The 25,997-nt window shown below is 59.5% G+C and carries 26 protein-coding genes and 1 pseudogene; 20 read left to right on the top strand and 7 right to left on the bottom strand.

Translation table 11 applies throughout. The annotated features are described in order from the left end of the window. The first annotated feature begins 3 nt into the window (after window positions 1–3). On the top strand, window positions 4–204 hold the full coding sequence (locus tag ATY79_RS30450) for a hypothetical protein (protein WP_141105715.1): 201 nt from the start codon (window positions 4–6) through the stop codon (window positions 202–204). A gap of 594 nt (window positions 205–798) precedes the next feature. Here ATY79_RS30450 and ATY79_RS09620 read toward each other — a convergent pair. Then, window positions 799–1,248, bottom strand: coding sequence for a cupin domain-containing protein (locus ATY79_RS09620; RefSeq protein WP_088703680.1), 450 nt, complete (start codon window positions 1,246–1,248; stop codon window positions 799–801). Window positions 1,249–1,356: 108 nt separating this feature from the next. Between ATY79_RS09620 and ATY79_RS09615 the strand changes: the two genes are divergently transcribed. From ATY79_RS09615 to ATY79_RS31360, 6 genes and pseudogenes are all read left to right on the top strand, one after another. Further along, window positions 1,357–2,316: a LysR family transcriptional regulator gene (locus tag ATY79_RS09615; protein WP_088703679.1), complete on the top strand. Its 960-nt coding sequence runs from the start codon at window positions 1,357–1,359 to the stop codon at window positions 2,314–2,316. A 604-nt stretch (window positions 2,317–2,920) separates the two neighbouring features. After that, window positions 2,921–3,187, top strand: coding sequence for a hypothetical protein (locus ATY79_RS09610; protein WP_088703678.1), 267 nt, complete (start codon window positions 2,921–2,923; stop codon window positions 3,185–3,187). Between the two features lie 265 nt (window positions 3,188–3,452). Beyond that, on the top strand, window positions 3,453–4,277 hold the full coding sequence (locus tag ATY79_RS09605) for a DUF4118 domain-containing protein (protein WP_245312338.1): 825 nt from the start codon (window positions 3,453–3,455) through the stop codon (window positions 4,275–4,277). 330 nt (window positions 4,278–4,607) lie between these two features. Continuing rightward, window positions 4,608–5,096: an adenosine-specific kinase gene (locus ATY79_RS09600; protein WP_088703676.1), complete on the top strand. Its 489-nt coding sequence runs from the start codon at window positions 4,608–4,610 to the stop codon at window positions 5,094–5,096. Window positions 5,097–5,289: 193 nt separating this feature from the next. After that, window positions 5,290–6,822 carry an apoptosis inducing factor family protein gene (locus ATY79_RS09595; protein ID WP_088703675.1) on the top strand — a complete coding sequence of 511 codons (1,533 nt, stop codon included), beginning with the start codon at window positions 5,290–5,292 and terminating at the stop codon, window positions 6,820–6,822. A gap of 162 nt (window positions 6,823–6,984) precedes the next feature. Further along, window positions 6,985–7,244, top strand: a pseudogene (locus ATY79_RS31360) (ATP-binding protein); the annotation flags it as partial. Window positions 7,245–7,318: 74 nt separating this feature from the next. Here the strand turns inward: ATY79_RS31360 and ATY79_RS09585 are convergent. The 3 genes from ATY79_RS09585 to ATY79_RS09575 all read right to left on the bottom strand — a co-directional run bounded on the left by ATY79_RS09585 (window position 7,319) and on the right by ATY79_RS09575 (window position 9,354). After that, entirely contained in the window at window positions 7,319–8,215 is an 897-nt protein-coding gene (locus ATY79_RS09585; RefSeq protein ID WP_088703674.1) for an alpha/beta fold hydrolase, read from the bottom strand. Between the two features lie 94 nt (window positions 8,216–8,309). Then, entirely contained in the window at window positions 8,310–8,558 is a 249-nt protein-coding gene (locus ATY79_RS09580; RefSeq protein ID WP_088703673.1) for a 4-oxalocrotonate tautomerase family protein, read from the bottom strand. Between the two features lie 82 nt (window positions 8,559–8,640). Beyond that, window positions 8,641–9,354: an SDR family oxidoreductase gene (locus tag ATY79_RS09575; RefSeq protein WP_088703672.1), complete on the bottom strand. Its 714-nt coding sequence runs from the start codon at window positions 9,352–9,354 to the stop codon at window positions 8,641–8,643. Between the two features lie 112 nt (window positions 9,355–9,466). Here ATY79_RS09575 and ATY79_RS30805 point away from each other — a divergent pair, with 112 nt between their 5' ends. The 8 genes from ATY79_RS30805 (at window position 9,467) to ATY79_RS09535 (ending at window position 17,774) form a co-directional block, all read left to right on the top strand. After that, window positions 9,467–9,613 carry a hypothetical protein gene (locus tag ATY79_RS30805; protein WP_189637988.1) on the top strand — a complete coding sequence of 49 codons (147 nt, stop codon included), beginning with the start codon at window positions 9,467–9,469 and terminating at the stop codon, window positions 9,611–9,613. Between the two features lie 123 nt (window positions 9,614–9,736). After that, window positions 9,737–12,076, top strand: a complete 2,340-nt coding sequence (locus ATY79_RS09565; protein WP_088703670.1) for a PBP1A family penicillin-binding protein — start codon at window positions 9,737–9,739, stop codon at window positions 12,074–12,076. A 278-nt stretch (window positions 12,077–12,354) separates the two neighbouring features. Then, window positions 12,355–13,740, top strand: coding sequence for a cache domain-containing protein (locus ATY79_RS09560; protein ID WP_088703669.1), 1,386 nt, complete (start codon window positions 12,355–12,357; stop codon window positions 13,738–13,740). After that, on the top strand, window positions 13,737–14,381 hold the full coding sequence (locus ATY79_RS09555; protein ID WP_088703668.1) for a response regulator transcription factor: 645 nt from the start codon (window positions 13,737–13,739) through the stop codon (window positions 14,379–14,381). The genes ATY79_RS09560 and ATY79_RS09555 overlap by 4 nt, the downstream gene beginning before the upstream one ends. A gap of 271 nt (window positions 14,382–14,652) precedes the next feature. Continuing rightward, window positions 14,653–14,850: a DUF3311 domain-containing protein gene (locus tag ATY79_RS09550; RefSeq protein WP_088703667.1), complete on the top strand. Its 198-nt coding sequence runs from the start codon at window positions 14,653–14,655 to the stop codon at window positions 14,848–14,850. Beyond that, window positions 14,840–16,315 (top strand): sodium:solute symporter family protein, encoded by a 1,476-nt coding sequence (locus tag ATY79_RS09545; RefSeq protein WP_088703666.1) that lies wholly within the window; start codon window positions 14,840–14,842, stop codon window positions 16,313–16,315. Before ATY79_RS09550 ends, ATY79_RS09545 begins: the two co-directional genes overlap by 11 nt. 440 nt (window positions 16,316–16,755) lie before the next feature. Further along, on the top strand, window positions 16,756–17,220 hold the full coding sequence (locus ATY79_RS31955) for a hypothetical protein (protein WP_348627564.1): 465 nt from the start codon (window positions 16,756–16,758) through the stop codon (window positions 17,218–17,220). Between the two features lie 59 nt (window positions 17,221–17,279). After that, window positions 17,280–17,774 carry a hypothetical protein gene (locus ATY79_RS09535; RefSeq protein WP_088703665.1) on the top strand — a complete coding sequence of 165 codons (495 nt, stop codon included), beginning with the start codon at window positions 17,280–17,282 and terminating at the stop codon, window positions 17,772–17,774. Between the two features lie 126 nt (window positions 17,775–17,900). Here ATY79_RS09535 and kdgD read toward each other — a convergent pair whose 3' ends face one another. From kdgD to ATY79_RS09520, 3 genes are all read right to left on the bottom strand, one after another. Beyond that, window positions 17,901–18,824, bottom strand: coding sequence for a 5-dehydro-4-deoxyglucarate dehydratase (kdgD, locus tag ATY79_RS09530; RefSeq protein WP_088703727.1), 924 nt, complete (start codon window positions 18,822–18,824; stop codon window positions 17,901–17,903). Window positions 18,825–18,868: 44 nt separating this feature from the next. Then, window positions 18,869–19,849 carry a mannonate dehydratase gene (locus tag ATY79_RS09525; RefSeq protein WP_088703664.1) on the bottom strand — a complete coding sequence of 327 codons (981 nt, stop codon included), beginning with the start codon at window positions 19,847–19,849 and terminating at the stop codon, window positions 18,869–18,871. 66 nt (window positions 19,850–19,915) lie between these two features. Further along, on the bottom strand, window positions 19,916–20,626 hold the full coding sequence (locus tag ATY79_RS09520) for a FadR/GntR family transcriptional regulator (RefSeq protein ID WP_088703663.1): 711 nt from the start codon (window positions 20,624–20,626) through the stop codon (window positions 19,916–19,918). A 121-nt stretch (window positions 20,627–20,747) separates the two neighbouring features. Here ATY79_RS09520 and ATY79_RS09515 point away from each other — a divergent pair, with 121 nt between their 5' ends. The 5 genes from ATY79_RS09515 to ATY79_RS09495 are packed head-to-tail and all read left to right on the top strand — an operon-like array spanning window position 20,748 to window position 25,852. After that, window positions 20,748–22,343: an ABC transporter substrate-binding protein gene (locus ATY79_RS09515; RefSeq protein ID WP_088703662.1), complete on the top strand. Its 1,596-nt coding sequence runs from the start codon at window positions 20,748–20,750 to the stop codon at window positions 22,341–22,343. A 15-nt stretch (window positions 22,344–22,358) separates the two neighbouring features. Then, complete coding sequence (locus ATY79_RS09510) at window positions 22,359–23,387, top strand: ABC transporter permease (RefSeq protein ID WP_088703661.1); 1,029 nt, start codon at window positions 22,359–22,361, stop codon at window positions 23,385–23,387. Next, a complete protein-coding gene (locus tag ATY79_RS09505) occupies window positions 23,384–24,286 on the top strand; it encodes an ABC transporter permease (protein WP_088703660.1) in 903 nt (300 codons plus the stop codon). The genes ATY79_RS09510 and ATY79_RS09505 overlap by 4 nt, the downstream gene beginning before the upstream one ends. After that, window positions 24,273–25,115, top strand: a complete 843-nt coding sequence (locus ATY79_RS09500) for an ABC transporter ATP-binding protein (protein ID WP_088703659.1) — start codon at window positions 24,273–24,275, stop codon at window positions 25,113–25,115. Before ATY79_RS09505 ends, ATY79_RS09500 begins: the two co-directional genes overlap by 14 nt. Continuing rightward, entirely contained in the window at window positions 25,115–25,852 is a 738-nt protein-coding gene (locus ATY79_RS09495; protein WP_088703726.1) for an ABC transporter ATP-binding protein, read from the top strand. Before ATY79_RS09500 ends, ATY79_RS09495 begins: the two co-directional genes overlap by 1 nt. Window positions 25,853–25,997: the final 145 nt, after the last annotated feature.

Below are 25,997 nucleotides of genomic sequence, written 5' to 3'. Positions count from 1 at the left end.
AGCATGAGCATCCAGGCGGCAAAGGAGATCATGACGCCAGCCGCCATCAGCCGCACCGCCACCCACTGCCAAACCGCGAAAAAGCATTCCCCCAACATCCGCACGAATCGCCGTCCTCCGGCTATTTTCCCGCGCGGTTTATTGCATGAGACGCTGTGGGGTGGCCAGCTAGGACACACCTTGTTGGGACTTTGGTCCGACTAGCGCCCTTCCCTTATCAGCGTAATCTGGAGGTTGTCCTGATGGTAGCTGGACAGGACAAGAAGGGAAGCCGCCGCCCCCATGCGGTACGCCCAAACTCAACGGCTTCCCTTCCGCTTTTTCGATCGCGAGGTTCCATCAGCCGGCATCCCTTGCGCGACGCTCGGCTTCCTTCAGCACGTGTTCGATGCGAAAGCCTGGTAGATCTGGCCCCTCGCAGTTATGCCCTTATACGGTGATTTGTTGATTTACTCGCCTCCGCATTTGTCGGCATTGAGGAGCTTGAATTTACCGATGTCGAGGAGCTTCAGAGGCTCAACGAGATCGAACGCTATGTGCGAACCGAGTTCGATACCATTCGGTGATAAGGAGAACCGTACCCACCCTCCCACGGTGGGGGTTCATTTTCGTCCAGCCGATCTTGAAAAGTTCCCGTGCGCGTGAGCGCCCTCCTTTGGCTTTTCTAGCGGCCCTAATAGCCCATTGTTCTCCGGCTCGGACGCCGCATCGATGGTCTTTGCCCGCGTGGGTTGGACATCCAAGTGGTCGCGCCGGGTCGGGGCCTTTGGAGGCAATCGAGCCCCCTGTCCACAGTGACTAGTCGTCGCCAAGCGGCGGTCCAGTGAAGCGAAGGCGGTGCCTGACGGCAGATTCTGCAATCCGGTCCATATCCTGCGGGATTTGGAACTGACCTGCGGCCATATCGGCGAAAAAACCTTCGAAGCCGCCCGGCGTCAGGATCACCAGATGCCGCAAAGCCATGCTGCCGATCACCCTGAACGTATGTTCCATTCCGCGCGGCACGAAGACGGTCTCACCCGCCTTCTTGGTAAAGGTCTCACCCTCCAACCAAAATTCGCAGCAGCCCGAAAGAAGGACGAAGGTTTCCTCCTCTCTTTCATGGATATGTCGCGGCGGCCCGCTGCCAACGGGTGAGACGCTGTCGACGATGGACATCGCTCCGCCGGTTGCTGCGGTTGCAAGAATAGTTCGGTAATGAACCCCGAGCCATTCAATCGTATCGGGGTATTCAAGTAGGTCAATCATCGTTTCCTCCTGTTGTCAGAATGAAACGAAAGCGCTTTCGTCTTGCGGTTCTTAGCATCTTGGCCATTATTAGAAAAATCGTTTGATCACATAGAAGCTATCGGTGAAATGAATTTCGCGACCTTTGATCTCAATCTTGTGCGCGTGCTCGACGCGTTGTTGCGGGAAGGGTCGACCGTGAAGGCCGGCGAAAAACTGGGAATGTCCCAGTCTGCAGTTTCCGGCGCACTTTCTAGACTGCGTTATGCGCTCGATGACCAGTTGTTCGTCCGTCATGGTCAAGGTCTGCGCCCGACGGATTATGCGAGAGGTTTGGCGATGCCTCTGCGAGAGACGCTCGACAGAATGGAGGCGATGTTGAGTAGCACCTCCTTCGATCCCAGGAGCGCCAGCATAACTCTCAAGCTGGCAGGCAGCGATTTTTTCGCCGAGATGCTGATGCCTCGGTTGGCGCGGGAGATTCACGAACGTGCACCGGGTATTCGGGTGCAATTGGTCGACCTCGTCCCAAACAGCTACATCGATTCTCTCGAACGGTATGAAGCCGATATGGCTCTCATCCCTGACGCAGAATTCCCAGACTGGATAGACCAACGTGCGCTATTCCGATCGTCCTTCACCACTATCGCCCGCAGAGGAAACGCCGCAATTGAAGCGGCTGGAATAAAGCCTGGTGAAACCTTGCCGATCGATCTGTTCTGCGAACTCGGACACATCCTCTTCTCGCCCGAAGGAAAAACGAGGGCCATGGGCGACGCGGCACTGGCCAAGATCGGACGCGCCCGGAAGGTGGTCATGACTGTTCCCGTTTTCTTCGGCGTCTGCCGAGCTGTCAGCGAGAGTGATCATATTGCACTCGTCCCAAGGCAACTGGCGGAGCGGTTGGCGGATCTTTTCGGGCTCTCCATTTATACACCGCCCATGCCGCTACCGCCGGCGCTCATTGTCGGTGTATGGCACAAACGTTCGACCGGGAACCCCGCACATCGATGGACTCGGAACCTGATCGCCGAGATATTGCTGCCGCTTAATGTCGGTGAGCAACCGCTACCGAACGAAACGCGTTGATGATGCTTTCCACTGTCGACCGGCACCTTTCTGTTGCGGAATATTACAGCCAGAAACGTATTTTGAGACGACATCGCGACTAAGTCCGGTAGGCTTCTGCCTATGTGGGGAGTAGCTGAAATGAACTCAGAAGCGCGCAACGACGGCCAAAAGGCCGACTGGCAATGCATCGCCATGGTACTAACAATGCCTTTGGCCATCGCCGCGGTTTCCTTTGGATGCCAGTTCTTTCTATAGGCGTCTGGCCATATCAGCCTTTGGACTACCGGCAACTCTGTCAGAAGGGCTGAAACGTGGCCGCCCCGCAGAGCCCATGCGCTGCCGCGAGCTGACGGGCGTGATCCGTCATCGTCTGTTCCCCATCCGCATAACCTGCGACACCTCATCGGCTGCCGGTGAGCTGATCTTTCGTCGACCAACGAGCAAACCGAGCATTGATCGGTAAATTCAAGCAGCCAGTTCTCGCCCCCCTCAACGGAAACTATTTCTATGATTTCTTGATGTTATTTGGTCCTGCTTCGAATGGATTTCCTACTTTGGTGCCAATAGATTCAAGGCGTCGGATTGAAACGACCGCCTGTTAGATTGGTAGAAGGAAGTAGCGATGTCCTCAGTATCCAGGGACGCAATCACGTACAAGATTATCGTTGGCCTCCCGGCCCGCTTTACTATCGGGCGTAACAGCAAAGGGCGTTGGGTCGTCCTCGACCGGGATGGTCGTATAGGCGGACTATTCACCACGGAATCGGCTGCCCTGCATTTCGCGTCGGAAGGTTGCAATGGAAACCACCTCGAAATTCGCCGTGCACCGGACGGGGAAATCGTCGAACCGGCTCCGATCTCATTCGAGCTGAGGGTCAACGTCCACTGATGGAATGGCCGGGCCGGCATGCAGCTGTAGCGCTGCTGTTCTGGTCGCATCGCCAGCACAGGAGAGACATGGGTCCCGCAATTGGTATTTCCGGCGCCTCACGCACGAATGGAGCTGGTGTATACTTGGGTAGCTTATCGCAGCCGTGACCGGCGGCTTGGCCGGCATGCTTTTTGCCGACGGGTTGACCTCAGGAGGGCGTATATGAGCAGGAGTTGGAACCATGGCCAATGTTAAACCGAATCGGCGACGGGACGTCGCACCGATGCCGGACGCGGATTCGCATTTGAGTTCGGAACTGCCGAAATTTCCGGCCGTGGTCGGCTACCTTGCTTCGTTTGCGATGACCGCCCTCGCTACGGTCGTAGCTGTTGGAGTCGACAGTTCAGTAAGAATCCCGAACGTTTCTCTCGTTTTTGTTGTGCCAGTGATTGTCGCTGCCGTAGGCTTCGGCTTGGGGCCATCGCTCTGCTCAGCCTTGTTAGGCGCTCTCGCCTACAACTTTTTCCTGACCGAGCCTCGCTACACACTCTACGTCGATGACCCCGCGAACATCTACGCGATAGCATTGCTCTTTATCGTTGGCCTTGTCGTCAGTGGCGTTGCCTTCACCTCGCGGCAGAGAGCGACGGATGTGGCACTCTTGAGAAGGCAGGCCATTGTGCTGCAAGGCTACAGCCGTGACGTCGTGGCGGCTAGCAATCTGGAGACGATCGTCTCAATCACTGCCCAAGCTCTTGCAGCGCTATTCCAAGTCCCCGTCGTCGTGATGCTCGTTGCGGAGGGGGAGGTGGTTTCCATTAATAGGGTCGGCGGCCTGGAGCCCCAGGCCGCCGACTTCGAGGCAGCGCGATCGTCATTGCAAACGGGAACTGTCACGCGTGCCGGAATCTATCCGGCAGAAGCCTCGCGCATTGACTTTTGGCCGGTGAAAACCTCGAGCCAGTGTGCTGTCATTGGGCTTGCATTCAACCCCGATGATCGGCCTTCGGCACCAGATACGTTAGTCGACATCGTTGGAAGTGTTTTGGCGCTGGCGCTTGACCGTCAGCATTTCCCGGTTAGCCGTGGTGCTCGGTCTGCGCCTTGAGGAAGCGACGCACCGCAGCAAAGTCTTCGCAATGTCGGTGAACGTCTCTCGAGCGCGTAACTGGCGGCGGGCGTGACGGATTTGCGGTTGAGCGCGTTCACGAGCGGCACGACGTTCGGGGCGCTTGGTGCCGCCGGCGGGTTGGGCAGCGCCCCAGTGCGCAGTCGTGAAATTCGGTGTCTTCGCCGTGAAAAGAGCCGCCCCAACGGGTGGGGACCGCAACGAAGAAGCTAGGGGCTATACCGGCAGGCATCTCAGCCCTTGCCGGCTTGAAACCGTCTTTCATCTGCCTACCTACCATCGTGTTGTCTATCTTGAAGGAGCGCAGCCATGGAACTTGCCGTGGTGCCTATCGTCAAGCCGGACGCCACCAACTTCATTTTTGGCCAGTCGCATTTCATCAAAACCGTGGAAGACGTCCACGAGGCACTGGTCGGTGCGGTTCCTGGCATTCGCTTCGGCCTTGCTTTTTGCGAGGCCTCTGGCAAGCGGTTGGTGCGCTGGTCGGGCACTGACGAATCCATGATCGCCCTGGCGCGCGACAATGCTTTGAGCATTGGTGCTGGCCACACGTTTTTGATCTTCCTTGGGGACGGATTTTTTCCCGTCAACGTGCTGGCTGCGGTGCGTTCGGTACCCGAGGTCTGCCGCATTTACTGCGCGACGGCCAACCCGACACAGGCGATCGTCGTACAGACTGATCTAGGCCGCGGCGTGCTCGGTGTGGTGGATGGCGCCTCGCCGCTGGGTGTCGAAACCGACATCGACATTGCGTGGCGGAAAGATCTTCTGCGACAGATCGGCTACAAGCTGTCGTGAGCTGAGTGAAGCTGAATTGAAGGCTAGCCGGCCCCATGGCGCTGATCCCGATGTCCTCATGCACGAAGCGCGAGCCCCAGGCCAGAGACATGTGCCAAAGTGTCGGAATAGCAGAAAATTAAAGGAAGCTGCCTGCCCGGCAACGGAGCGTCGCGATGGGCGATTGAGGCAACGGCTCCTTGAGAGGCAAAAAATGGCCAGTCATCATTCAGACCGCAGCGGCCCAGATCTGGCGCTCGGCATCGCGCTCGCCGATCTTCCAGATGGTGGTAAGCTGGTCGGCCATCGCGACGGTGAGCCTGTGCTTCTGGTCCGCCGCGGAAAAGAGATATTTGCCGTTGCGGCTGCCTGTTCACACTATGGCGGGCCACTGGTCGACGGTCTCGTCGCCGACGACGGCATCCGCTGCCCCTGGCATCATGCCTGCTTCGACCTGCACACCGGAGAGGCCCTGCGTGCGCCTGCGCTGTCACCGCTCGCTTGCTGGTCCGTCGAGCAGCGCGGCGAAAGGATTTTCGTTGGCCTAAAGCGCGAGAAGCCGTCGCCTGTCCGACACGAAAGCAATGGCGGGCTCATTCCGGCAAGGATCGTCATCGTCGGCGGTGGCGCCGCCGGTTTTGCCGCGGCCGAGAGACTGCGGCGTGAACAATATCAGGGCGCTATCGTTATGATCAGCGACGACGAGGCGCTTCCCGTCGACCGCCCCAATCTGTCGAAGGACTACCTTGCGGGCAAGGCTCCTGAAGACTGGATCCCACTGCGCGGCCAAGGCTTTTATGCCAGGAACGACATCGACTTGCGTCTTGGAACCAAGGTTGCCGCCATCGATGTCCGTGCCAGCGAGGTCGTGCTCGCCGACGAGGCACGGGTCGCCTTCGACAAATTGCTGCTTGCGACCGGCGCCGAGCCGGTGCGACTGAATATACCCGGTGCCGGCCAGCCTCATGTCCACACGCTACGCTCGCTTGCCGACTGCCGCAGGATCATTGCGCAAAGCGGCACGGCCCGGCATGCCGTCGTGCTTGGCGCCAGCTTCATCGGCCTCGAGGTTGCCGCCGCTCTTCGTGCTCGCGGTGTCGGCGTGCATGTCGTGGCGCCCGATGAACGGCCGATGGAACGGGTGCTCGGCCCCCAGATGGGCGACTTCATCCGCGCCCTGCATGAGGAAAACGGCGTCGTCTTCCATCTAAGGGATACTGCGGCGAGCATCGGCGCAAGCGAGGTCCTGTTAACCAGTGGCAGAACTCTGGCCGCCGACTTGATCGTTGCAGGCATCGGCGTACGGCCGCGGATCGATCTCGCCGAGGCTGCAGGTCTTTCCACTGATCGGGGCGTCCTCGTCGATGCCTACCTCAAGACCAGCGTGCCAGGGATATACGCAGCCGGCGATATAGCCCGGTGGCCCGACCCCCACACCGGCGAGAACATCAGGGTGGAGCACTGGGTGGTGGCGCAGCGGCAAGGTGCTGCCGCCGCGCTCAACATGCTCGGACGCAAGAAGAAGTTCACGGACGTGCCGTTCTTCTGGAGCCAGCATTATGACATTCCTATCAACTACGTCGGCCACGCCGAGGGATGGGACGCAATCGAGGTCGAGGGCGACATTGCCGCCAAAGACTGTCTCCTGCGCTTCAAGCGCGGCGGGCGGGTTCTGGCGGTTGCCACGATCTTCCGAGATACCGACAGCCTCCAGGCAGAACTCGCGATGGAGAACAGCAACACCTAGACTGGTGGACGGCGCCGTGTCGATCAAGTCCGCTCGGGCAGCGCAATCCCACGCTCGATGATTGGCACAGGCACTTGCCGCAAATCACATCGAGATGCGTCAGGTCAGATACTTGCGGCAGGAGATTGCCTGCAAGGCACGGCAATCGCCGTATTCGCGCGCCAACGTCCCCTATCCGCATGGCACGGCGTCATAGGAGATCCAAGTTGCGCCGATGCCATCTTGGATCGTCTCGTTCATAATGCCCCCATCGCATCGAACTGAGCGATGACAGCCTGCGCCGAAATCTGCCGCGCAGCTTGGCACATCGCCTCAATGAAATGACAACAATCATCGCCGGCAGACGCCACTACAGGGAGCAATCATCTCGGAACAAAGGGGGGGCTTCATCGGAAGCCGCAGGTCGCCAGACTGTCGGCTGACCCCGAAGCTGATAATCCCAGTCAAGTGGTTGCGGATTGTTTAAGTGCGGCGATGAAGGTCGCCGCAGCGGCTTTCAACGGGTTTGCAGATAGCGGAACGAGGCGCGAATTTCTTCGATCGTCTGGCTCCGGGCTTGGAGATGTGGGAAGTGCCCAATGCCCGTAAGAAGTTTGAGGTCGGCCCCGATTCGATCAGCCAGCTCGATCCCCATTTCCTTCTTGATGTAAATGTCGGCAGCGCCCCAGACCACAGTCACCGGTGTCCTCAACTTCGCCAGATTGGCTTCGAAATAGTCCTGATCACGCGTGAAAAAAGAGTAATAGTGGTAAAGGGCATCCGCCGGGGTCAGGGCGCCACGAACCCAGGCAAGTGCCATATCGTCCTTGAACTCGCGCAAAATTTCGTAGCGTTCCTCCTCGGGAAGACCGCGCAAGAAGATACTGGCCAGGATGTCCTCGCGGTTGGCGTTCATGACGGCCCTCACTTGTTCAGAGGCGGATTTCGACTTCAGCGCCCGAAGGTTCTCCGACATATGGGCCGGCCGGTTGAAGGGCGCGAAGTCGCCGACAATGAGCGACCGGGCGATGCTGGGCTCGTCCAGTGCGAGCAGAAGTGTCGGTAAAGCACCGAGATCGGTCGCGTAGATGGTGAGCTTAGACCGGTCGATGCCGGCGGCATCCAGATAGCGCTTCAAGACATATGCAAAGTCCCGGGGAGAATAGGAGAAGCGATCAATCGGCGGCCGCGAGGAAAACCCGAAGCCCGGCCAATCAAAGGCGTGGACTTCATATTCACCGGCAAGCGCAAGTGCGATGTCCTTGCCCGCAAAGAGACTTTCTGGAAATCCGTGCAAGAAGAGTACGGTCCCCTTCGAACTCCGAGGATGGGCAACCATCCTTCGCAGCGTGATGTCCGTATCGATCGAGATCATGCCGATCTCACGTTTCGGCTGCTCTGTATCCTGTGACATGTGATGCAATTCCGCTCTGGGGTTGCTGATCGGTCGAAGATGCAAATGGTCCGTTGCCTGCGTGTGGTAGGCAGGCAGCGGACCAATTGGGCATTTAACTTCGGGACTTTGCGGCTGCGTCTGCGAGAATTCGGCGATACTGTCTGGTCGGCAGCCCGCCCCAGCCCCAATTTTCAAGTTCGACCTCCTCAATCACCACGTAGGTTGATTCCAGTGGCTTGTTGAGCACATCGAGCAGGACCTGGCTGACGCCCTGGATGATGGCAGCCTTTTCTTCTGCCGTAACCGAATTGCGTTCAGGTGTGGTTCCCTCGCGGGTGACTTGTACGGTGACAATGGGCATTGCAGTTTCCTTTCAAGAGCCTGGATTTAGGGTGTTGCCAAATGATGCGGTCGCCGTGCTTGCGACCATCATCAACTTCCGTTCACCAGCGCCCAGCGTTCTGCCCGCCGTCGACGTGAAGGATCTCGCCGGTGACAAAGTTCGCATGCTCGAGATAGAGAACAGCGTCGACAATATCGCGAATTTCGCCCATGCGCCCGACGGGGTGCAGTGTCGCGAGGGCCGCATGCGTTTCCAGCGGGTGCATCGGGGTCTTGATGACGCCCGGCGAGACGGCATTGACGCGAACGCCGCTCTTGGCAAATTCAATGGCGAGCGCCTGGGTCACGGAATTCAGCCCACCCTTCGTGATAGATGCCAGCGCCGCCGGAACGCCAGCAATCGGCTGGTTCACGAGGCTGGTCGTGATGCTGACGATGTGGCCGGAGCCCTGCTTCAGCATCTCGCGTGCCGCGTGCTGAGTAATGTGGAAGAAACCGGCGACGTTGACGCCCATGTTCAGATTGTAGTCTTCCTGAGTGAACTCTGTGAACGGCTTGGCGGTGAAGACGCCGGCATTGTTGACCAGCGTATCGATACGACCGAAGCGTTCCAGGCTCTGGCGAACAACCCGCTCGGCGGTCTCCGGCTTGCTGATATCGCCGGCGACGCTGAGAACGCCAGCGTCAGAGCTGTCCTTGATGGAACGGGACGTGGCGACGACGCGGTAGTTGCGATCGCGGTAGGCCTGAACCAGGGCGGCGCCGATGCCCTGCGATGCACCAGTGATGATGGCGACCTTCTGCTCATTGCTCATGGATGTGATCCTTCTTTGATTGCAGCGGGCACTTGGCTTGGCCCGTCCTCCGCCCTCGGCGTTGGTGCAATCAGATTTAGACCCGTCCGATGCGTGGGAGAATTGTTGCGATTTGACGTTCACTCATCCGCAAAACGGTATAATCATCGCAATTCGCCTCTTCCGCCGCCGGGACAGGCTGGAAGGCAGCTGCTCGGGAACCGGCCTGCCCGGCGTTGCGCAGAACATCGACGATGCGGCAGGTATAGATCGTGTGTGACAGCCGAACCTGGCGACCTATTCGCATTGCGGACGCAAGCGCGCCATTTTCGTGATGGATCATCTGATATTGCCGCGTTATAGAGACGCGCTACTTTCGGGAAGAGCCTTTTAGCGGGAACCGATGCCAAGCACTCCCAAATCCTCAACGCAAAGTGCCAGTGACGCAGGCACGGGTACCGATGGCCCGGCAAGTCACGAGTTCCCTGCCAACCATGTGGCAGAAGAGGCGTCCGCCTCTGACAAAATGGCAGGCGCAAGGTCGTCCACCCAAGGGGAACACCAACAACAGCCTTTCAAAACCTTCGGCCAAAGCAGGCAGGCAGCGCCCGCACTACTGCGAGCGTTGGGACAGGATTTGCTAGTGAGCTCAACCTTGGCGCGGACCTTTGCCAAGACAGCGGCTTCCCATTTTTGGTCAAAGCTCAAAGGATCAATCCCTTCGAAAACAACCGTCCGCGATCTTGGCAAGTGGTGCGCAACTGCTCGGACAAAAGCAGCAATCAGTATTCGTCGCCGCCTGTCAAAGCCCCTCGAAGATCGCCGGCGAGCATCGCTTCGTGCGCGATGGTGGAAAGTCACTCTGGGATTGACGTTTGCCGGCCTGCTCCTTGCAGCAAGTGTCCTGGTATGGGCATTGCGGGACGTCCCTTGGAGCGAGATCCGGGATGGAACGCTAAAGCCTGTGGTGGTGCTGGAAACCGCCGACGGCAACCCGTTGGTAAGGCAGGGGCCTTATCAAGGACCGTATGCGCGATACAACCAGTTTCCGCCGCATCTCATCGATGCCGTCCTGTCCATTGAGGACCGGCGGTTCATGGATCATTTCGGCATCGATGTCAGAGGGATCGCAAGGGCGTTCCTGAGGAACTTCGAAGCTGGCTCGGTGGTCGAGGGCGGCAGCACGATCACCCAGCAGTTCATCAAGCTGCAATATCTCGACAGCGATCGGACAATAAAGCGAAAGATACAGGAGGTCGTCGTCGCCGTTTGGCTGGAGTGGAAGCTCGGCAAAAAGGAGATCCTGACGCGTTATCTCAACAGCGCCTATCTTGGGGCCGGCGCGACCGGCATGCCTGCCGCAGCGCGAATCTACTTCAACAAGGATATCAGCGCCCTCAATCTCGCTGAATCGGCGATGCTGGCGGGACTGCTGAGGGCGCCGAGCCAATGGAATCCGATCGGCAACTTCGAAGGGGCCCGGCAACGCAGTACCGTCGTCCTCGACGCGATGGCTGCCAATGGCAAGATCACCGCGTCTGAGGCGCAGGCCGTCAAGGCGAGCTTCGCCAGGCTCAACCCGACGCCGCCGACGCCGCGCTCCGGAAGTTGGTTTGCTGACTGGATATCGCCGCAGGCGAGCGAAATCGCCGGCCCCTCGCCAGGTACGACGACGGTGCGCACGACCCTCGTGCCACACCTGCAACAGATCGCTGAACGGGTTGTAACAAAAGCCCTGGACCGGGAGGGAAAGGCTGCGGGAGCCTCGCAAGCCGCATTGGTTGCGATGACGCCGGAGGGCGCAGTCGTTGCCATGGTCGGCGGGCGCGACTACAAGGCAAGCCAGTTCAACCGCGCCGTCACAGCGATGCGGCAGCCGGGCTCCACATTCAAGCTGTTCGTCTACTATGCAGCCCTGAAGGCTGGGCTCACCTTGTATGATCGGGTTCTCGACGCGCCAATCAACATAAACGGCTGGTCGCCCGAAAATTCCGGCGGCCGCTATCACGGATGGGTAACACTGGCCGAGGCCTTCGCCCGGTCGCTCAATGCAGCGACAGTGGCGCTGGCCGAAGAGGTCGGACTGGACAATGTCATTGCAGCCGCACGAGAGCTCGGCATAGATGCCCCGCTTGCCAACACGCCGTCTCTGGCGCTCGGAACATCCGAAGTCAGCCTGCTTGACCTGACCAGCGCTTATGCCTCTGTCCATCTCGGAAAGGCGCCCGTCAATCCCTGGGGCATCGTCGACTTTCAGGCCGCAGGGCAGCCAAAAGCGTTTCGGGTTGGTCCACAAGCTCGGCCAAATATCGACCTTACGCCCTATCAGTCCGACCTCACTGGCCTCCTGCAGTTGGTGGTCGAGCGCGGCACGGGACGTGCGGCCGACCCCGGGACATACGCGGCCGGCAAGACTGGCACCAGCCAGAACAATCGCGATGCCTGGTTCGTCGGCTTCACAGAACCCCTCGTCGCCGGCGTATGGGTAGGCAATGACGACGACACGCCGATGAACGGCGTCACTGGCGGCGCCTTGCCAGCGCGCATTTGGCGGGATTTCATGCAAGAAGCGATGAGCGAGCCTGCGCCTGATGGGTCTGGGTCGACGGGAGCAATTGTCGACGGCCAGGACGCACCGCAGTCCTGCAACATCACCGCCTGCTCCCGCAGCTATCGTTCCTTCCGCCCGTCCGACTGTACTTATCAGCCCTATTCCGGCGGGCGGCGCCTCTGCGAAAAGTAGTTTTCGCTTCGAACATGACGGTGCAGAAAGATCAGGATAGCAAGCCTCGTCATACGGAGCCCACGGGGTCCCCCATATCACCGAAATGAAGCGGTACCCCGCGCCGGGCCCGACCGCGCGGGGTTTCACTGACGAGCGCCCAGGGTCTTTTCGCGTTGCGCGCTTTGATCCAACAGCCTCGCCATCCAGGCGCGGGTTGAGCCGGACTTGACCGGCGTCATTCTTCACGCCCTACTGGTTCCATGCGTCAGCTGATCCGCTGGCCTGGGAGGCGCCCATTGACCTTGAGACACCAAATCATCGCGCTGGCGATCGTTCCGCTTGTGATTGCGATCCTGGCAATCACGGCATTCATCACCTGGCAGTCGGCTGACCTTACGCGAGACAATATTGCGACATTCGAACAAAATATGCTGAAGGCCAAGGAGACGGAGATCCTCAATCTCACCCACCTTGCGCTATCTGCAATCCAGGCGACCTATGGTAATGCCGGTCAAAACGACCAGGTCGCCAAAGACAAGGTGGCAGCGATCCTGAACTCCCTCGACTACGGCGAGGACGGATATTTCTTCGTCTACGACTATGACGGAAACAACATCGTGCATCCCCGTCAGGGCTTCCGGCATGGGCAAAACTGGCTCAACCTGACCGATCCCGATGGCGACAAGGTGATCGCCGAACTGATCGCCACGGCCAAATCGGGCGGGGGCCTGCACCAATACAAATGGCAAAAACCGTCGAGCGGCCGCATGGCGGACAAGCTGTCCTTTGTCGTCAGCCTCGACAAGTGGCATTGGGTCGTGGGTACCGGTGTCTATCTCGACGACGTCTTTGCCCAAACCGCTGCAGCCAATGCAAGCATGCGAGCCAACATAAAGCGGACCTTCGTGGTTGTGGCGCTGATCGCCGTGCCCGCTGTGCTGGTCGTCTTCACCACCTGCATGCTGGTGACCTTCCACGAGCGGCGCATGGCGGACGGCAAACTCAAGGAACTGACGCAGCGGGTGATCAACGCACAGGAGGAAGAGCGCGCCCGACTTGCCCGCGAGCTGCATGACGGCATTTCGCAAAATCTCGTCGGCGTGCGCTATGCCATGGATCTCGCGGGACGTAAGGTCAGAACAGACGTTGATGATGCCGCACAGACAATCAATCGCGGCATCGAGGCGCTAAACGGCGCGATCAAGGAAATCAGGCGGCTATCGCACGATCTGAGACCACGCGTGCTCGACGATCTCGGCCTTGTGGCAGCGCTCGAGGCCCTCTGTTTCAATTTCGTCGAGCGGACCGGTATTCAAACGAACATCGAAGCTTCCGGCTTCATCGAGATGCTAAAGCCGCAAGCCAGCACCGCGCTTTATCGGATCGCACAGGAAGCCTTCAACAATGTCGAACGGCATTCGGGGGCCTCACGGCTTTCTGTCAGGCTTTGGAGCCAGAAAGGCCGCGCCCGCATGATGATTTCCGACAATGGTTCGGGCTTCGGCGACGGCAAGGACGGCGCCCCCAAGCAATCTGGTCTCGGCTTGCGCAACATGCAGGAACGGATGGCGCATTTCCGCGGCCTGTTGCTGATCAACAGTGATGCGAGGGGCACGGTGTTGACCGCGATGCTGCCAAAATCGGCCAATCGTGCGGCCAACCAGAAGGCCGAGGTCGCATGAAGAAAGGCGACAAAATCAAGGTCCTGCTGATCGACAACCATCCGCTGGTACTGGACGGGCTGAAGGCCGTCCTTGAGACATTCCACCACATCGAAGTCGTTGGAACAGCCGGCCAAGCCCAGACCGGCCTTGAACTCGCCTGCGAGGTCCGGCCGCATGTCGTGCTGATGGACATCAACATGCCGAAGCTCAGCGGCATCGACGCGATCGAGCTTTTCAAGAGACAGATCCCTGAAACGCGGATCGTGATGCTCTCCATGCATGACAGCCGCGAATACATATCCTCCTCGGTCATGCATGGCGCCGCAGGCTATATTCTCAAGGACGTGTCGACCGACGAGATCGTTTCTGCCATTGAGACCGTTGCGGATGGCAAAACATATTTCTCGTCCGGTGTCTTTGACGTGCTGATCGAGGGGCAAGCCAGCAATGACGCCGATCCCCTCACCCCGCGCGAACGCGATATCCTCGGCCTGCTGCTTGCCGGAAAGGCCAACAAGACGATCGCCGAGGCGCTGGGAATCAGCCAGGCCACCGCCGAAACGCATCGCAAGAATCTCAAGAAGAAGCTCGGTATCGCGACAACGGCCGGTTTGATCCGCTATGCGCTAGATCACGGGATCCAGACCAAGACGATCTGAACTTCGCCTACCCACTTCTGGGTAGTCCCGGGCATTTCGCCGCTTGCCTCCTCTTGTTGCATGCAAAACTTCGCCATAGGACTTTTGCACGGCTCGCCAGGCGCAGCCGTTGGGAGGACTTTCAAATGCACAAGGCTTTCTTCCGCCTTTGCGCAAGACCCGCTGTGAGGAGGCGGTTCGGGCTTACTTCATCCGGTAACTGACACACCATCTTCACCATCGACAACTGCAACTTGGCGCCGATCAAACGGCGCCCGAGAGGGTATCCGTCATGGAAAAACCAAAGAACAGGGCAGCGCTCTTGCTGCTTGTAATTCCGTATATCGGGCTGCTGTGGCCACCTTTTTATAATATCCGCGAACCGGCTCTCTTCGGTTTCCCCTTCTTCTACTGGTATCAGCTCGCCTGGGTACCGATTACCGCTTTCCTGACCTGGATCGCTTACCGGAGCCTGCGCAATGACGACTGAACTCAACACCACCGCGCTCGCCGTCTTCATCTTCTTCTTCGCGCTCGTCACGGTCATGGGTTTCGTTGCGTCCCGCTGGCGTAAACCCAAGACGCTTGCCAATATCGACGAGTGGGGTCTTGGTGGCCGCAGCTTCGGCACCTGGATCACCTGGTTTCTGGTCGGCGGCGACTTTTACACCGCCTACACGGTCATTGCCGTCCCGGCGCTGGTCTACACCGTCGGCGCTTACGGCTTCTTTGCGTTGCCCTACACCATCATCGTCTATCCCTTTGTCTTCATGGTCATGCCTGTGCTGTGGAAGCGGGCGAGGGATTTCGGCTACGTCACCGCCGGCGACGTGGTTCACGGCCAATATGGCTCGCGGGGGCTGGAGCTTGCGGTTGCTGCAACCGGCGTCATCGCAACGATGCCCTATATCGCGTTGCAGCTCGTCGGCATGACCGCTGCGCTGAAGGCGCTTGGTCTTCATGGCGAGGTGCCGCTGGCGATCGCCTTCATTGTACTGGCACTCTATACCTATTCGGCGGGCCTGCGCGCACCGGCGCTGATCGCCTTCGTCAAGGACATCATGATCTACATCGTGGTGATCGCTGCCGTCGCCCTCATCCCCTCAAAGCTTGGCGGCTATGCCAACGTCTTTGCGGCCGCGGATGCAGCGTTCCAGGCGAAAGGCACCGGCAGCCTGCTGCTCAAGCCCGACCAGTATGTCGCCTACGCGACGTTGGCGCTCGGTTCGGCACTCGCGGCCTTCATGTATCCGCACACGTTGACCGGCATCTTTGCCTCCAACAGCGGCAACACGATCCGCAAGAACGCCGTGCTGCTGCCGGCATACACATTGCTGCTCGGCCTTCTCGCCCTGCTCGGCTACATGGGCCACGCGGCCGGCTTGAAGCTCGAGAGCGCCAACGACGTCGTTCCAGCACTTTTCCAGACACTGTTCCCGAGCTGGTTTGCAGGCTTTGCCTTCGCGGCGATTGCCATCGGCGCGCTGGTGCCGGCGGCAGTGATGAGCATTGGCGCGTCCAACCTCTTCACCCGCAACTTCTGGAAAGCCTATGTCAACCCGGCTGTGACGGATGCCGGTGAGGCCAAGGTGGCGAAGGTGACGTCGCTTGTCGTCAAGGTCGGTGCGCTTCTCGTCATCGTCTTCCTGCCGACGCAGTTTGCACTCGACCTCCAGCTTCTCGGCGGTATCTGGATCCTCCAGACGTTTCCTGCGCTGGTCTTTGGTCTCTACACCAACTGGTTCCGCGCGCCCGGACTGCTCGCCGGCTGGTTCGTTGGCTTTATCGGCGGCACCTATCTCGTCTGGGATGCAGGCTGGAAACCGCTGCACCTGATCAGCCTCGGTGGAGAACCGTTTACCATCTACACCGGACTGCTTGCCCTTGTCGCAAACATCCTTGTCGCGGTGGCGGTCAATGCCCTCGTTGCGGCAAGAACTTTGGTGCGCGCATAAAAAGAAGGGAGCGAGGGGCATCATCCCTCGCTCCTCAGTCGACCAGCCAGATGAAATTCTCGGCGGCCAACCGCAAGCTCAGGGCCGCAAGCTGACATTCGTGGCCGAGGCTTCATCAGCTGCAATTTCCGGCTCAAACACAGGGGCCGATCGGCAGGCTGCAGTCGAAGCGGATGGACGAGTGGTGAGGCCCCGCCACGTTCTGTGCTTCCTCGGCAAGGATCGCGATCTGACAGAACTGTCCAACGCAGCCGGGAAGCCATCGGCGATTTCGCCACCGGTTTCAGCATTGACGAGAGCTATTCTCAGGCAAAACCCGATGATCTGATGCCGCAGTCTTTACCGTGTGCCGGGATCGGGTGGAATTCAACGCGTGGAGCAAGGCAGACGAAGAAGCGGTTGCTGGCCACCACCCCGTCCTCCATGTCCTTGGGTCAAGCATGAACCAGCAAGAGACGGTCAAAGTTTCAATGGCTGGCTTGATGCTTGTCGGTTCGTTGATCGATGCGGGAGCCGTTGCCATAAAAGGTAAAAGTGCGGGCATCGCCCACGGGCTCGATCGATGGAAAGAGCTCGTTCGACAAGGCGGCGAAGCGCTGAAGTCCGGCGACATGCTGACACAGCAGCGGATTGGCCGGCTGGCTTTCGCCAAGCGTCCCCTATCAGCTGGACGATGGACAGTGTCGGTTTTTATCTTGTGGGAATTGCCGGAGGTGCATATTCCCGTATCGGTTGGCGACGAAAGGCAGGCCGTTGCGACAATCGATGGGGTTGGCGACGACATCGCAAAACGCGGCCTCCAGGCGGTGCTAAAGCAGCGCCACGCAAGTCACTCCTTCGGGTCGACCCATGGGGTGGATGAGTTCAAGTTCAATCCCTATGGAATTGCCAGGCTCTCCGGATAATTGGCGAGGCGCCTGGCGCAGTGATGAAGAAGGTTGCAAATGACGTGCAGACTAGTCGAATGAAAGGGTTGCCAGACATCACGTGGATTGGGCTGGTGGCGATCTTGGCGTCAGCCGGTCTGGCGAATGCCGGATTGAAAGATCACCATTGGTCTGAAGACCCGACAAGCCGTTGCCAGTTTGTCGCGCCGGCGTCCCTGACCGTTGGACCTGCCTTTTGGACGGGTGCCTGTGTCAACGGGAAGGCCTCGGGGACCGGCATGTTGCGCCGCGGCGACGGCAATCGCGCCGGTCCGGCCTTCTTCGGCCAGATGAAGGACGGCCTCCCCGAGCTCGGCGTTATTGATCTCGCCGACGGATATCGGGCTGGCAGATTCAGCGGGGACGACATCGCTAGCCCGGCAGAGCTTGAGCCTCAGGTCAGGATTGACGCGTTTCGCATCGCCGCGGAGGCTGCACGGCAGGTCAGTGCCAGATATGCCGCAAAGAACAATGCGGCGTCGGCTAAACTCTATGACGGGATCGCACGGACGCTTGAGCTTCAGATCGAATGACCGGGTGATCACGCGGGCAACCGCCCTCGATTTTGAGGCCAACCATGCCGAAGAAGAAGCCGTTGACTTGCACGTGTCCGCCGCTTGCCCGGCATCGCCCCGGTCAGCCCGCAAATCGCCGCGCTCCTATTGCGCTGCCATTCTCGCTTGAGCGCTGGCCGCGACTATCGACTGCAGGACGGAAAGCTCGTCGCCCGTCAGCTCCGTCAGCGGTGCCCGCACCGCGCCCGGATCGCGGCCGATCACCTTGAGCCCCGCCTTGATGATCGAGACGGCATAGCCCTTCTTCCGGTTGCGCAGCGCGACGAAGGGGAAAAAGAAGTCCTTGAGGATCTGGTCGACGGTCTGCTGGTCCCCTGCCCTCAGCGCCTTGTAGAAGCGTTGCGAAAGAGACGGTACGAAGTTGAAGACCGCCGAGGAGTAGGTGGTAACGCCGGCGGCGAAATAGGCTTGCGCGTACACTTCGTGGGTCGGCATGCCGCCGACATAGACAAGCCGGTCGCCAATCTTCGTGGTGATTTCGATGACACGGTCGACATCTCCGACGCCGTCCTTGAAGCCAATGAGATTGGGGCACTCGTCGCAGAGCCTGGCGATGCTGTCGGCCGATAGGATCGCGTTATCCCTGTTATAGACGATGACGCCGATCCCGACCGCCTGGCAGATCGCCTTCACATGGGCGACAAGTCCGGCCTGCTCGGCAAACATCAGATAGGGGGGAAGCAGCAGCAGGCCATCGGCGCCGGCTTTTTCCGCAGCCTGCGCAATATCGATGGCAAGCGACGTACCGTAGCCTGCGCCGGAGATGATCGGCGTCTTGCCCGCAGCAGCCTTGGCAGCGCGTATGACGGCTGGGATTTCGGCGGGATTGAGCGAGAAGAACTCACCCGTTCCGCCAGCGGCAAAGAGTGCGCTGGCGTCATAACCGGCAAGCCAGTTCACATGGTTTTGGTAGGCCGCTTCGTCGAATTTGTTATCGCTGTCGAAATGCGTGACGGGAAAGGAGAGGAGGCCGTCGCCCACGGCTTTCTTGATGGCGTTGGGATCCATGTTGAATTCCTTGAATGATCGTTGATTGGATGCGAGCGACCTGCTCACATATGCCCGGCTTCCATCGCCTCCAGGAGCGCGGCGATGTAGCCGTAGCAGAAGCTGAAAGCGACGCCCGCCGCGTCGCGGCCACTGATGCGTGGCACGTGGTCCGGCATGACCATGTATTTGTAGCCGACCTCCTGGTAGACCTTCAGCGACCGCACCATGTCCATGTCGCCCTCGTCGGGAAAGGTTTCCATGAAGGAAAGCTTGCCGCCACGAATGTTGCGGAAATGCAGGTTGAAGATCTTTCCGCGGGTGCCGAACCAGCGGATGATGTCGTCGATCTCCTCACGTGGATCATCGAGCATCTCGCCGATCGAGCCCTGGCAGAAATTCAGGCCATGATAGGGGCTCTCGCGCATCCCAACGAATTTCTTCAGCCCCTCGACAGTGCCAAGGACCCTGGTGACGCCGCGATAACCCGGCGGGGTATAAGGGTCGTGCGGATGGCAGGCAAGACGCACCCTGTTGCTCTCGGCGACAGGAACCACGCGCTTAAGGAAATAGTCGATGCGCTCCCAGTTCTCGTCCTCCGAGAGGATGCCGGCAAGACCGGGTGCGGCCTTTCGATCGGCCTTGTCCCATCGAAAGGCCTCGTTCAGTGACCCGCCACGGCCCTCTTCAAGCTCGGTTCGCGGAATGCCGATGAGGTTGAGATTGTATTTCGTGGCGGGAATTCCCGCCTTTGCGCAATTTTCGATCATCTGGCAGACGGCATCGATCTGGCGATCACGTTGCGGTCCAGCCAACAAAATGTCGGGATAGGAGGCGTTTTCGATCGGCTTGGAAGGCAAAGGAAGCTGGATCATATCCAGGACGAGACCGAAGCTCTCCACATGATCGCGATGACGCTCGAGATCCTCCAATGTCCAGCTCGACGGCGCACCCGGCGGATCAGCCGAGATATGCTTGACGCCCAGCTGGGCAAAAACACGATAATCATCGTCGTCGCGCGCGGCGACCTGGGTTCCCAAATACACGACTAACCTCCCGATCACTCAGATGACGTCATATGACATAATATGACTTTTGAGGTTTGTCGAGCCTCATTGCTGTTCTGCGAGCATCCGGTATCGTCTCTGGCTTGCCATCAGATGGGCGCGCATAGCTTGTCTGGCGCGGTCCGGATCCTGTTCGGCGATGGCTGCCAGGATCTCTCCATGTTCGGCATGAACCTTTTCGAGATAGGCGCGGTCGTTGGCTTCGGGCAGGGTCGGGAATTGACCGCGCGGAATCGCGCGCGGACCAAAATGGCGCAAGGCATCGATGTAAAACCTGTTGTTCGAAGCGATGGCTATGGCGGCATGAAACTCATAGTCGGCATCAACGGTTGGTTCTCCACTCTCAATGAGCTGGGCCATCTTCCGGTTGGCGGACCTGATTGCCGCTTCCTGTTCGGCCGTCCTGCGATAGGCTGCAATGGCAGCAGCCTCCCCTTCGACAGCCATTCGAAACTCCAGCAATTCCAGCGTTTCTGGAATGCTCTTGACCTCGACGGGCGTCAGCACCATGCCACCATGCGCCTTCGGATCGGATACGAAGACGCCTTTGCCTTGAACGGGCCGGACAAATCCGGCAGCGCGCAGGTCGGCGATCGCCTCGCGCACCACCGTGCGACTGACGCCAAAGGCCGCCTCAAGCTGTGGCTCGGTTGGAAGCTGATCTCCCTCACGCAGCTTTCCCGTTTCGATCTGCATGCGCAGCTCATCGATGACCTGTTGCGCCAAACGCTGCCTGCTCCGCGTGCCCGCCACCATTTCATGGTTCCCCATTTATCCGCCCTCGTCCGCATGGCGCTTGCAAAGCCCGTCGAAACGTCATAATACGACATACGGCAGACATATTATGTCTTGTATAGTAACTCAGGGAGGAGTTGCAATGAAGCATTTTTCCAGAAGCCTCTTCGTTGGCGTTGCATTTTGCGCACTGAGCTTGGCGGCGCCTGCGCTTTTCGCGGCGACGCCCGCTGATCAACTCGTCATCGGCACCTCGCTCGCGCAAGTTCTGTCGCTCGATCCCCAGCAGGCGACGGAAGCCAAGGCCAACGAGATTATGTCGAACCTCTACGACAGGCTGGTGGCCTCGACACCCGACGGCAAGATCGTACCGCAGCTCGCTGAAAGCTGGCAGGTTGACGACAAGGGGATCACCTTCAAACTGCGCCAGGCAACCTTCGCGTCCGGAAATCCGGTGACATCCAGGGATGTCGTCTATTCGCTCGCGCGTCTGCTGAAGCTCGATCAGGCCGCAGCCGCGAACCTGAAGCGCGTCGGCTATACCAAGGACAATGTCGATCAACTGGTCAAAGCCGTCGATGACAAGACGGTGCGGATCGATCTTTCCGGCCAGGTGACCTCCGAGCTTCTGTTCTATCGCCTGGCCATGGTCATTGCGAGTGTCGTCGACAGCGTCGAAGTCCAAAAGCATGTCGCCAATGACGACTATGGCAACGCGTGGCTGCGCACCCATTCGGCCGGTTCCGGACCCTTCACATTGAACCGCTGGACACCGAACGAACTGGTCATTCTCGACGCCAACAAGGACTATGTCGCAGGCGCACCCAAGATGCGCCGCGTCATTGTCCGCCATGTTCCCGAGAGCCAAGTCGAGCGCTTGATGCTGGAACGCGGCGACGTCGACATAGCGAGCGCGCTCAGCGCGTCGGATCTCGCCACATTCGCCAACAAGAAAGGCTTCGACATCCAGCGCGTGCCCACAGGCGGCTTCTACGTGTTGTCGATGAATGCCGGCAACAAATATCTGTCGAACCCGAAGGTGCGCGAGGCGATCGCCTACAGTATCGACTACAAGGGAATCGAAAACACCATCATGGGGCCTTATGGACGTGCGCGCACCGTGCCGGTTCCCGAAAACTTCGAATATGCAATTCCAAGCCCCGACTGGCACTTCGATGTCGCCAAGGCGAAGGCGCTCCTGGCCGAGGCCGGTTTCAAGGATGGCTTCACAGTCAGTCTGAAGACCATCGCACAGACGCCTCGCATCGATCTTGCCACCGCAATCCAGGCCTCGCTTGGTCAGATCGGCATCAAGGTCGATATCCAGCAAGGCAACGGATCCGACATCATCGCGGCCCATCGTGCCAGAAATTTCGATCTCCTCATTCCTCAGACGGGTGCCTACATGCCGAACGTTCTCGGGGCGATGGAGCAATTCGCCTCCAATCCTGACAATTCGCTTGAGGCAAACAATGCCGGCAACTTCGTCTGGCGCTCGGCCTGGGACATACCCGAACTGACGGCTTTAACAGCGAAGGCCTCGCTCGAGCCCGACCCGAAGAAGCGCGGCGAACTCTACGTCGAGATGCAGAAGATGTTCGTGGATCAAAAGCCGGCGGTTCTGCCGATGTTCGAGCGGTTCGAGCCAATTGTGCTGAACACCAAGGTCCAAGGTTATATCGGTCATCCAAATCAGACGACGCGCCTTGAGGGTGTCACCAAAGCCGAGACCGACTAAGCAGGGTCGCCGATCATGAAGGAGCTATCCGTCAAGGAGCTGGCGCGCCGGGTGGGACACCTGGCCGTCAGCCTGTTCATCCTTTTATGCGTCACCTTCGTGATCGGCCGTATTCTTCCCGCCGATCCCGTCGGAGCGATCGTCGGCGAGCTTGCAGACCCCGCCGCCTATGCCGCCATGCGCGCGAAACTCGGTCTGGATCTGCCGATCTACCAGCAGTTCCTGATCTACCTGAATGGCCTCGCACACTGCGATTTCGGGACGGCCGTGCTGACGGGCAATCCGGTCTCGTCGGATCTTGCCCGGGCATTTCCAGCGACCTTCGAGCTTGCCACCCTGGCAATCCTGATCTCGACCCTTGTCGGCGTTCCGCTTGGCCTGACGGCCGCACTGTTTCGCGACAGCTTCATCGACAAGATCGCCCGCCTCGTCGCCCTTGTTGGTCATTCGATCCCGGTTTTCTGGTTCGGGATCGTCGGCCTCGTGATCTTTTATGCCGGACTGAACTGGGTTGGGGGGCCGGGGCGTATTGATGTCTTCTACGAGGGCCTGGTGATGCCACAGACGGGGCTCCTCCTCGTCGACAGCCTGCTGCAGAAGGAAACCGACATCTTCTGGAATGCGGCTGCGCACATCATCTTGCCTGCGGTGATCCTCGCCTATGCCGCCATGGCCTATATCACCCGCATGACCCGCAGCTTCACTCTTGAGCAATTGAGCCAGGACTACGTGATCGCCGCGCGTGCAAAGGGCGTCGGTCCGGCCCGCACCGTCACCGGGCATGTTCTGCCGAACATCGCCGTACAGTTGATAACGATCCTGGCGATTTCCTATGGCGGACTTCTGGAAGGTGCCGTCGTCACCGAGATCGTCTTTTCGTGGCCGGGTATCGGCCAATACATGACGAACGCACTGATGATCGGCGACATGAATGCTGTCGTTGCCGGCACCATCATCATCGGCTTCATCTTCATGTTCCTCAATTTCCTGGCGGACATCGCCTATGCGATATTCGATCCGCGAACCCGGGAGGCTGCGCAATGAGCGATGCAATCCAAACCGATCTCGCCGCACGCCCACCCGGCCTGCCTGCCCGAATTGTTGCCTCCACGATGCGGATCGTCTCCAGGCTCGGACAGGAACCGCTCGGCCTGGCCGGGTTTTCCATTCTGGCGATGCTTTGCGTCATAGCGATCCTCGCGCCATTGCTTGCGCCCTATGATCCCAACATACAGGTCCTGTCGCAGGCACTGCAGCCGCCCGGCGCTGCCCACCTTGCGGGCACCGACGAATTTGGCCGGGACATCCTCAGTCGCCTGATCTACGGAACCCGGATCACCGTTCAGACGGTCCTTTCGATTTCCCTGATTGTTGGTCCGATCGGTCTGCTGATCGGTGTCGTTTCAGGCTTCTTCGGTGGTCGCACCGATGCGCTGCTGATGCGGGCGACGGATATTGTCCTCTCCTTCCCCTCGCTGATCCTGGCGCTGGCCTTTGCCGCAGCACTCGGCGCCGGGTTGACGACAGCAATCATCGCCATTTCCCTGACGGCGTGGCCGCCGATAGCGCGCCTTGCGCGCGCCGAGGCGCTCGTCGTCAGGAATGCCGACTATGTTGCCGCCGCTCGCCTTTATGGCGCCTCGCCATTGCGCATCCTGTTCGTCTACATCGCTCCCATGTGCATCCCGTCGGTGATCGTGCGCCTGACGCTGAACATGGCCGGCATCATTCTGACCGCCGCATCGCTTGGCTTCCTCGGATTGGGTGCACAGCCGCCGGCGCCCGAATGGGGCGCGATGATCTCGAGCGGGCGGAAGTTCATGCTCGACTATTGGTGGGTTGCGGTGATGCCGGGTGTCGCCATACTTATCACCAGTCTTGCCTTCAACGTCGCAGGCGATGCGCTCCGCGACATTATGGATCCCCGTCATGCCAGGTCCTGATATGAAGCCAGTCCTGTCAATCGCAGACCTCAATGTCAGCTTTGGCAAGAACGCTGTGCCTGCCGTTTCGAATGTCAGTTTCGACGTCGGGCGCGAGCGTTTAGGCATCGTTGGCGAGTCCGGCTCGGGAAAATCGACGACCGGCCGCGCGATCATGCGCCTTTTGTCACCAGCCGCGACTGTCTCGGCAAGGCGTCTCGACCTCGACGGTCGTCCGCTCCTGTCGATGTCCGAGAGACAGATGGGAAAGATCCGCGGCAAGGATATTGCTCTCATCATGCAAGATCCCCGCTATTCGCTCAATCCCCTCCTGACCGTTGGCAAGCAGGTCGCCGAGGCGGCCCGCCTGCATCTCAACCTGCGCGGCCAGGCCGCGCGCCTGGCGGCCGAAGCGATGCTCGAGCGCGTTCGCATCACGGACGCAAAGCGCGTCATGGCGCAGTATCCGCATCAGATATCCGGCGGCATGGGCCAGCGTGTCATGATTGCAATGATGCTTCTTGCCAGGCCGAAGCTGGTGATTGCCGACGAGCCGACCTCGGCGCTCGATGTGAGTGTGCGCAAGGATGTGCTGACGCTCCTGGACGAACTTGTCCGGGAAAACGATTCCGGCCTCATTCTGATCAGCCACGATATCCGCATGGTCTCTGCCTTCTGTGAGCGGATCATCGTCATGTATGCGGGGCGCATCGTCGAGACGCTGACGCGGCTGGAGGATGCCAGCCATCCCTATACAAAGGGGCTGATCGCCGCGATGCCGGATCCGAGGCATCCGGTCCGGCGGCTTGCGGTTCTCGACCGCTCGAAAATCGACCTGGAGACAGCATGATGATTAACGTTCGCGCCCTCAATGTCACCTTCTCGTCCGGCAAACAGCAAAACCATGTCGTCAAGGACATCGGCTTCAGCGTCGCGCGTGGGGAAACGCTGGGCATTGTCGGCGAATCCGGCTGTGGAAAGTCCACCGTCCTGCGATGCCTGTCGGGCATGGAAAGGGGATGGTCGGGAGAAATCGTGCTTGCGGGTCGGGTCGTCGGCAAGTCAAGGAGCCTCGATGACCTCAAATGCGCTCAGATGGTGTTCCAGGACCCCTACGGTTCGTTGCATCCGCGCCACCGGATCGGCACCGCACTTGCCGAGCCCCTACGCGCGATGGGCAGGCAGGAGGTCTGGCAGACCGTGGAGCGTTCGCTGCGCGAGGTCCGCCTGCCGGCTGCATTTGCAAACCGTTTCCCGCACGAACTTTCCGGCGGCCAGCGCCAGCGTGTCGCCATCGCAAGAGCGCTGATTTTGTCCCCACCGATCCTGCTTCTCGACGAACCTACTTCGGCGCTCGATGTGTCGATTCAGGCGGAAATTTTGAACCTCTTGGCAGACCAGCGCGACGAACGGGGACTGACCTATGTGCTGGTCAGTCACGATCTCGCCGTGATCGCCCACATGTGCGACCGCGTGCTGATCATGAAGGATGGTCGCTTCATCGACGAACTGTCGAAAGGCGATCTAAAGGCCGGAAGAACCCACGACCCCTATTCCCGCGAGCTTTTCGAAGCCAGTTTCATATAGTTGAATGCCTTATCGCATGCGAGGCGATGTCGAGAAGCGTTTCCGCTCGGGGCATCGTCATCGGCGACCGATACCGGCGTTCGGCAAACGATCCTCGGCAAGGCCAAAATTGGCGGCGGGATGAGGCCGGATCGCGGCCTCGCGC

It is taken from the genome of Rhizobium sp. R693, assembly GCF_002211315.1.
Lineage (GTDB): Bacteria > Pseudomonadota > Alphaproteobacteria > Rhizobiales > Rhizobiaceae > Rhizobium.
Note: the sequence above shows the minus strand (reverse complement) of the source record. Positions and strands in the feature narration are given on the sequence as shown.